This window comes from Pseudoduganella ginsengisoli (assembly GCF_009720865.1).
Classification (GTDB): Bacteria; Pseudomonadota; Gammaproteobacteria; order Burkholderiales; family Burkholderiaceae_D; genus Rugamonas; species Rugamonas ginsengisoli.
Genome location: NZ_WNLA01000021.1, coordinates 38,371 through 46,139, shown reverse-complemented (window position 1 = coordinate 46,139; position 7,769 = coordinate 38,371). Strand labels below are relative to the sequence as shown.

General features: G+C 63.6%; 2 protein-coding genes. One reads left to right on the top strand and one right to left on the bottom strand.

Translation table 11 applies throughout. The features are described 5' to 3' along the window. Window positions 1–102 precede the first annotated feature (102 nt). Complete coding sequence (locus tag GM668_RS24160; RefSeq protein ID WP_170305799.1) at window positions 103–6,525, bottom strand: non-ribosomal peptide synthetase; 6,423 nt, start codon at window positions 6,523–6,525, stop codon at window positions 103–105. A gap of 755 nt (window positions 6,526–7,280) precedes the next feature. Between GM668_RS24160 and GM668_RS24155 the strand changes: the two genes are divergently transcribed. Further along, window positions 7,281–7,760: a VOC family protein gene (locus GM668_RS24155; protein ID WP_229499824.1), complete on the top strand. Its 480-nt coding sequence runs from the start codon at window positions 7,281–7,283 to the stop codon at window positions 7,758–7,760. Window positions 7,761–7,769: the final 9 nt, after the last annotated feature.

The following is a 7,769-nucleotide window of genomic DNA, read 5'->3' as shown; positions in this document are numbered from 1 at the left end:
CCAAAATCCCCGTGTCGATAGTTGCTTTTAAATTAACGTCAGGCGGATAGCGTATGCCGCCGACGCCGCAGCGTTGTTATTGACTTGTGTTCTTTGAGCGGCCTACAGCGGCTCGTCCGCCGCGCTTTCCCTGGCCAGCAGCGCCCGCAATTCCTCTTCCGACATGGCGCCCAGTTCGTCCTGCATGGCTTGCAAGTCGTCGTCCATGAATTCGGCAAATTGCAGCGCCGTCACGCGCTGGGCCAGGTCGGCCAGCACGGGGACATCAAACAAATCCTTCAGCGGTACCGCCACGTGGCAGCGCTGCTGGATGCGCGCAGCCAGCTGCACCGCCATCAGCGAATGGCCGCCCAGCTCAAAGAAGTGGTCATTGCGGCCCACGCGCTCCGCACCCAGCAATTCCTGCCAGATGGCGGCGATGGCTTCTTCGTTATCGTCTTGCGGCGCTTCGTAGATGCGCGCCGCCAGCGCCGCGCCGTCCGGCGCAGGCAAGGCGCGGCGGTCCAGCTTGCCGTTGGCCGTCAGCGGATACGCGTCGAGCGTGACGAAGGCGCTGGGGATCATGAATTCAGCGAGGCTGGCCGACAGCGCGCTGCGCAATGCCGCAGCCGACAGCGTGACGCCTTCGTCGGCCAGCAGGTAGGCCACCAGGCGCTTGTCGCCCGGCTGGTCCTGGCGCGCCAGCACCACGGCGTCCCGCACGCCGTCGCATTCCACGAGGCGGCTTTCAATTTCGCCCAGCTCGATGCGGAAGCCGCGGATCTTGACCTGGAAGTCATTGCGGCCCAGGAATTCCACGCAGCCATTGGCCAGCCAGCGGCCCTGGTCGCCCGTTTTGTACAGGCGCGCACCGGGTTCCGCGCTGAACGGATCGGCAATAAACCGTTCCGCCGTCAATTCCGCGCGGTTCAAATAGCCGCGCGCGACGCCGGCGCCGCCGATATAGATTTCACCGGCCACGCCCAGCGGCGCCGGCTGCAGGTGGCGGTCCAGCACGTACAGGCGCGTGTTGGCGATCGGACGGCCGATCGGCAGCGTGTGGGCAGACTGGATCGTGCCGTCGATTTCCAGCGTCGCCGTGAACGTCGTGGTTTCCGTCGGGCCGTACGTATGCACCAGGTGGCGCGGGGCGCTGTGCGCCTGCACGCGCGCCACGGTGGCGAGGCTGGGCTGGTCGCCGCCAAACAGCAGGTAATTCAGCCGGCGGAATTGCGCTGCCATCGGCGTTGCATACTGGTTGAACAAGCCCACCGTCAATTGCAGGATGGTGGCGGACTGCTGTTCCAGCAACGCGCCAAACGCGTGTGGATCCAGCAGCACGGCATGGGGAATCACCAGCAATTTCGCGCCATTGAGCAGGGCCAGCCAGATTTCCCACGTGGACGCGTCGAATGCCGGGTTCGCGCAATAGGCGAGGCAATCGTCTGTGCTGATCTGCACGCACGGTTCATTGATCACCAGCTGCAGCACGTTGTGGTGTTCGACCATCACGCCTTTCGGGTTGCCCGTCGAACCGGACGTGTAGATCACGTAAGCCAGGTGGCGCGCGGTCAGCTGCGGCAGCACAGGGTTGGCGTGGTGGGCTTCGTCGTAGCGGGCATGGTCCAGCAACAGCAGCGGCATGGACAATGCAGGCAGCTTGTGCGCCAGGTCCCGCTCCGCCAGCACGGCGGCCGGCGTGCAGTCGGCCAGCATGAAGGCCATGCGTTCGGCAGGATAATCCGGGTCCAGCGGTACGTAGGCGCCGCCTGCTTTCAGGATGCCCAGCATGGCGGCAATCAAGCCGATGCCGCGCAACGCGCACAGCGCGACCCGGTCATCCGGCTGGATGCCCAGTTCCAGCAAGTGCTGGGCAATCGCATTGGCGCGGGCGTTCAGCTGCGCATAGCTGACGTGGCGGTCTTCAAATACCAGCGCCGTGGCGCCGGGCCGCGCCGCCGCCTGCTCTTCGAACAAGGCGTGGATCAGGCGGTCCTTGGGATACGGCGCCGCGTTGTCATTGAATTGCACCAGCAGCTCGTTGCGCTGGCCGGCATCAAGCAGCGCGATGCGGCTGACGGCTTGCCGGTCGTCGGCCGCCATGCCGGCCAGTATGCGTTCGAAGTAGCCGGCCATGCGCGCGATGGTAGCGGCATCGAACAGCGCGGTCGCATAGCGCAGTTCGCCGTGAATGGCGCCGCCGCCGTCGTGCAAGGTCAGGCTGAGGTCAACCTGCGCCGTATCGCCGCCCTGGCTGATGTGTTCGATTTCCACGCCGGGCAGCGACAGCGCTTGCGCGCCGGCCATGTCCGTCATATTCAGCATCACCTGGAATACTGGGCTGTGGCGCATGCTGCGGCTGGGCGATACGGCTTCCACCACTTGCTCGAACGGCAAGTCCTGGTGCGACATTGCTTGCAGCGCCGATGCCTTGACCCGCGCCAGCAGGTCGCCGGCAGCGGGATCGTCGTCCAGCTGCACGCGCAGCGCCAGCGTGTTGACGAAGAAGCCGATCAGCGGTTCCAGTTCCGCGCGCTGGCGGTTCGCCACGGGAACGCCGACCACGATATCGTGCTGGCCGCTGAGGCGGGCCAGCAGCGCGGACCATGCGGCCAGCATGGTCATGAACAACGTGACGCCATGGCGCTGGCTCAGCGCACGCAGCGCGTCCGACAGGGCGGCCGGCAAGGCCAGCGGCAAGGTGGCGCCTGCATAGCTTTGGCGGGCAGGGCGGGGGCGGTCTGCCGGCAATTCCAGCAATTCCGGTGCGCCGCTCAAATAATCCTTCCAGAAGGCGCTGTGCTGCGCCAGCACGCCGCCTTGCAGCCAGCGGCGCTGCCATGCGGCGTAGTCGGCATAGTGCAGCGCCAGCGGCGCCAGCGGATCGTCCTGTCCTGCGCGGAAGGCTGCATACAGCGTGGAGATTTCCCGCACGAGGATGGCAGTGGACCAGCCGTCGGAAATGATGTGGTGCTTGGTCAGCAGCAGCACGTGCTGGTTCGGCGCCAGGTACAGCAGCTGGCCGCGCATCAGCGGGCCCGCCGCCAGGTCGAATGGCTGGCTGGCTTCATCCGTGCACGCCTGCATGACGGCGAATTGCTGTTCATGGCCGGCGAACTGGCTCAAGTCTTTTTCCAGCAGCGTGAAGCCGCAGCCGGGCGGCGTAATGGACTGCACTGGTTCGCCATCGGCATCGGTAAATACGGTGCGCAGGCTTTCGTGGCGGTCCACCACGCGGTCCAGCGCGGCTTGCAGCGCCGCCTTGTCCAGCGGGCCGGCCAGGCGCATGGCGGCGGGCATGTGGTAAGCCACGCTGGCGCTGTGATCGAGCCGGTCCAGGAACCACAGGCGCTGCTGGGAGAACGACAGCGGCAAAGCGCCATCGCGGGCGACAGGTGTAATCGCCGCGGGCGCGGCATGGCTTGCCGCCGCCAGTGCTGCGGCCATGCCGGCCAAGGTAGGCGCCGCAAAGATATCGCGCAGCGCCAGTTCCACGCCCAGCCGCGCGCGCACCTGCGACGCCAGCTGCACGGCCAGCAGGGAATTGCCGCCCAGGTCAAAGAAGTGGTCGTGGCGTCCCGCCTGTTCGATGCCCAGCAGTGCGCACCAGATGGCGGCCAGCGCCTGCTCCTGTTCGCCGGCAGGCGCCTCGTAGGCGCGCACGATGACGGCATCGGCATCCGGCGCAGGCAGCGCCTTGCGATCCAGTTTGCCGTTTGGCGTCAGGGGGAAGGCGTCCAGCACGACAAAGGCGCTGGGCACCATGTAGTCGGCCAGGGTGGCCGCCAGCGCATCGCGCAAACCGGCGGGCGACAGTTCCACGCCATCATGCGCCAGCACGTAGGCGACCAGGCGCTGGCCGCCCGGCTGGTCTTCGCGGGCTATCACCAGCGCTTCGCGCACACCCGCGCACGCTGCCAGGCGGGCTTCGATTTCACCGGGTTCGACGCGGAAGCCGCGGATCTTGACCTGGAAGTCGTTGCGGCCCAGGTATTCGATGTTGCCATCGGCCAGCCAGCGTCCCAGGTCGCCCGTCTTGTACATGACGGCGCCGTCCACGAAGGGATCGGCAACAAAGCGTTCCGCCGTCAATTCCGGGCGGTTCAGGTAGCCGCGCGCCACGCCGTCGCCGCCGATGTACAGTTCACCTGCGACGCCGACCGGCGCCGGCTGCAATTGAGCATCGAGCACGTACACGGTGGTATTGGCAATGGGGCGGCCGATGTGGGGCACGTAGCCGGTGGCGCGGTTCATGGCCGTCCACGTGGAATACGTTGTGGTTTCGGACGGACCATACAGGTTGCAGACGGTATCGGCCGCCGTCGTGGCAAACAGTTTTTCAACGAGGCTGCGCTTCAGCGCTTCACCGGCCATATTGATGGTGCGGGCCGTGGCGGGAATCGCGCCTGCATTGGCCAGCGCTTCGATGGCGGAAGGCACGGTATTGAGCAGCGTGGCGTCGGTCTCAGTGCGCAGCAGCGCCAGCGCGTTGTCCACGATGGTGATGGTGGCGCCGCAGGACAGCGGCACGTAGCATTCATACACGTGCAAGTCGAAATTCAGCGACGTGGCCCACAGCGTGCGTTCCAGCTGTTGCGCGGTAAACGCGGACAAGGCCCAGGCAATGAAATTGACGCCATTGCGGTGGGTCAGCATCACGCCTTTGGGCAGCCCCGTGGAACCGGACGTGTAGATGACGTAGGCCAGCGACGTTGCCTGTGCCACTGCAGGCAGGTTGGCATCGTCCAGTGCGGCCCATGGCTGTGCCTCGCCATCGACTTCGATCACGTGCATGCCGCTGCCCACCTGCGCCTGCGTGCCGCGCTGCGCCAGCACGGCCGCCGGTGCGCTGTCGGCCAGCATGTAGGCGAGGCGTTCGGCCGGGTAGCCCGGATCCAGCGGCACGTATGCGGCGCCGGCTTTCAGGATGGCGAACAGGGCCACGACCATATCGATGCCCCGTTCCATGCACACGGCAATCCGCGCGTCCGGCTGCAAATGCCGTTGCTGCAGTTGCTGCAGATGGCGCGCAAGGCGGTTGGCGCGGGCGTTCAATTCCGCGTAGCTGATGCTGTCCGCGCCGTGGCGCAGCGCGCACGCCATCGGCGTGGCTGCGGCCTGCTGTTCGAACAGCTGGTGCATCAGCAGCTCGCGCGGATACGGCATGGCGGTATCGTTAAAGCCGTACAGCACTTGATGGCGTTCCGCTTCATCCATCAGCGGCAGGCGATAAATTGCCTGATGGGGATCGCGCACGGCCGCTTCCAGCAGCAGCGCCATGCGGCGCTGGATGGCTTGCGCTTCCACGTGGTCAAACACGTCGCTGTTGTAGTTGAAGTCCAGCATGACGTCGTCGCCCGCGTGGTGGTCGCGCAGTACGATGGCCAGCGCCGCATGTTCATAGCCGTTATCGATGGGGACCACGCGCGTGGGCGACGTACCGAATACGTTGTCGCCGTTAAAGCTCATCGACGACAGGGTGATGTCGAACAGCTGTTTGCGGCCGCTGTGGTTCAGGTTCAGGCAGCGGTTCAATTCCGCGATGGGGAAGCGCTGGTGGCGGTAGCAGCGCTTCATTTCCGCTGCGACGTCCGCCAGCAGTGCAAGGAATGAACCGTCCTGGCGGACCTTGACGCCGATCGGGCTGACGGACGAGAACATGCCGATGGTGCGCTTGTGCGCGGCGCTGCCGCGGTTGTGCACGGGCATGCCGATGACGATATCGTCCGTGCCGCACAGGCGCGAGAAGCAGGCGCTGATGGCGGCCATCAGCAGGTGCGTGATCGTGTAGCCATGCTGCGTGGCGCAGGCCACGAACTGTTCGTATTGCGTGCGCGGGATGGCCCAGCGTACCTGTCCGGCAGGCGCTACCTGGCCCGGCGCGGCGAATCCTTTGCGCTTGAACAGGGGTTCCGGCAATTGCGTATAGCGCTCGCACCAGAAGTCGCGGTCGCGTGCATAGCGGGCGGACGCCTGGTATGCGGCGTCGTCGGCAATGAAGTCGAGGTAGGACGGGCCGGCCTCGATGTGGGCGCCGGCGTCCGCCAGCAGCCGGTTGTAAGCGCCGGCCACCGCGTGCACGATGTTGGCAATGCCGAAACCATCTGTGACCAGGTGGTGGTAGCGCTGCAGCCAGTAGTGGCATTCAGCGCCCGTGCGCACCAGCTGCGCTTCCCACAGCAGGCCGGCGGACAGGTCGAACGGCTGCTGCATATGCTGCTGCATGTAGGCGTGCGCGCGCTGTTCCGCATCCGGTTCGCCGGCAAAGTCGATGACGGCAACCGTCATATCGGCGCGGGGCAGGATGCGTTGGCGTGGCTGGCCATTGGGGGCCAGCACCAGGCGCAGCGCGTCATTCGCGTTGGCCACGGCATTGATGGCGCGTTCCAGCAGGGCGGCGTCGAGCGGTCCGCGGATTTGCCACGCGATCCCGATGTTATACAGCGGCGCCTGGGGGTGCAGCAGCTGATCGATCCACACCACTTGCTGCACGGACGACAAGGCCAGTGCATTTTCCAAAACCTGATTGACACCTGTGCTCAACATGCTGCGACCCCTCATCAGAGTTCATGCTTGAAGGCTTGCCCGCGTCACGGCTTGTGGCCCGGACGAAGCAAACGTTCACAGAAAAATCCTGCCCGGCCCATGCCGGAATGGCGGTAATGCTGGAAAGACCGGGATCTCTTACGGGATCTTGATGGCGGCTACGCGGACGACGTATAGCGATGCGCGGCGCAAGGCGGCGGTTATGCCGAGGGAGCAGTGCTGTGACATGTGAACAATTCCATCTGTAACGCTGCCCGTTCGACACCCGCTTCGGGTGCACACCAGGTGCATGGTTTTAATAACTTATAGAACCGCCTTGACGACGGGTTGAGGCTGCCTCAAACGTTCTATCCCCAGTACGAAATCTTCACCATTGTGCAATGTGGCTGCGCAGGCAACGATGTAAATTCGATAAAAAGGTTAAATATTAATAAAACCACTGTCAACCAATTCATTGAATCCGTCGTGCCATGACAACATTTCTGCTAATGCAACTACAAATTACTCAAGGCATTACTTTCTGTTGTCACATTGGATTGGTTAAATGGCCACAGTTAACAATTAAAAATATTGTGACCGAAGCATACTTGATAATAGAATAATTGGCTTCGTATATTGCATTTGTGTGTTGTGCCTGCAACGGCGGGCGCTATACGGCGCAGACAGCATCGCGCTCCAGCCTTGGCGTAAGCAGCGTAAGACGTTTTTCTTAATGAGAGGGATGTGTGATGCGAATGGAATGTGTCTTGCCTGAAATGACGGCAAACTTTAAATGTATAGACCATATTGCCCTTGCTGTCAGGGACCTGGAAGAGGGGATTGCGTTCTACTGCAACATCCTCGGCTTTGAATTGTTACAGCGGCGTGTCATTCGCGGCGCCCGTACCGGCATGATTTCCGCCGAGCTGAAAAAGGGCGATATCAAATTCGTGCTGTGCCAGGGCACGGAACCGGAATCCCAGGTTTCGCGGCTGGTGACCGAATATGGCCCCGGCGTGGCGCACATTGCGTTCGGCGTCGATGACGTGGAAGCCGTGGGCGCGGCGCTGGCCAAGCAGGGCATGCAGTTCGATACGGACATCATCCGCGGCGCCGGATTGCGCCAGCTGTTCTCGAAGCGCGACCCGAATTCCGGCATGAGTTTTGAATTCATTGAGCGCAGCGGCGAAGCCGGTTTTCTCGAAGAAAACGTCAACGAATTATTCGCGCAGCTGGAACAGTCCGGCGGTTACTGACTTTTGAGG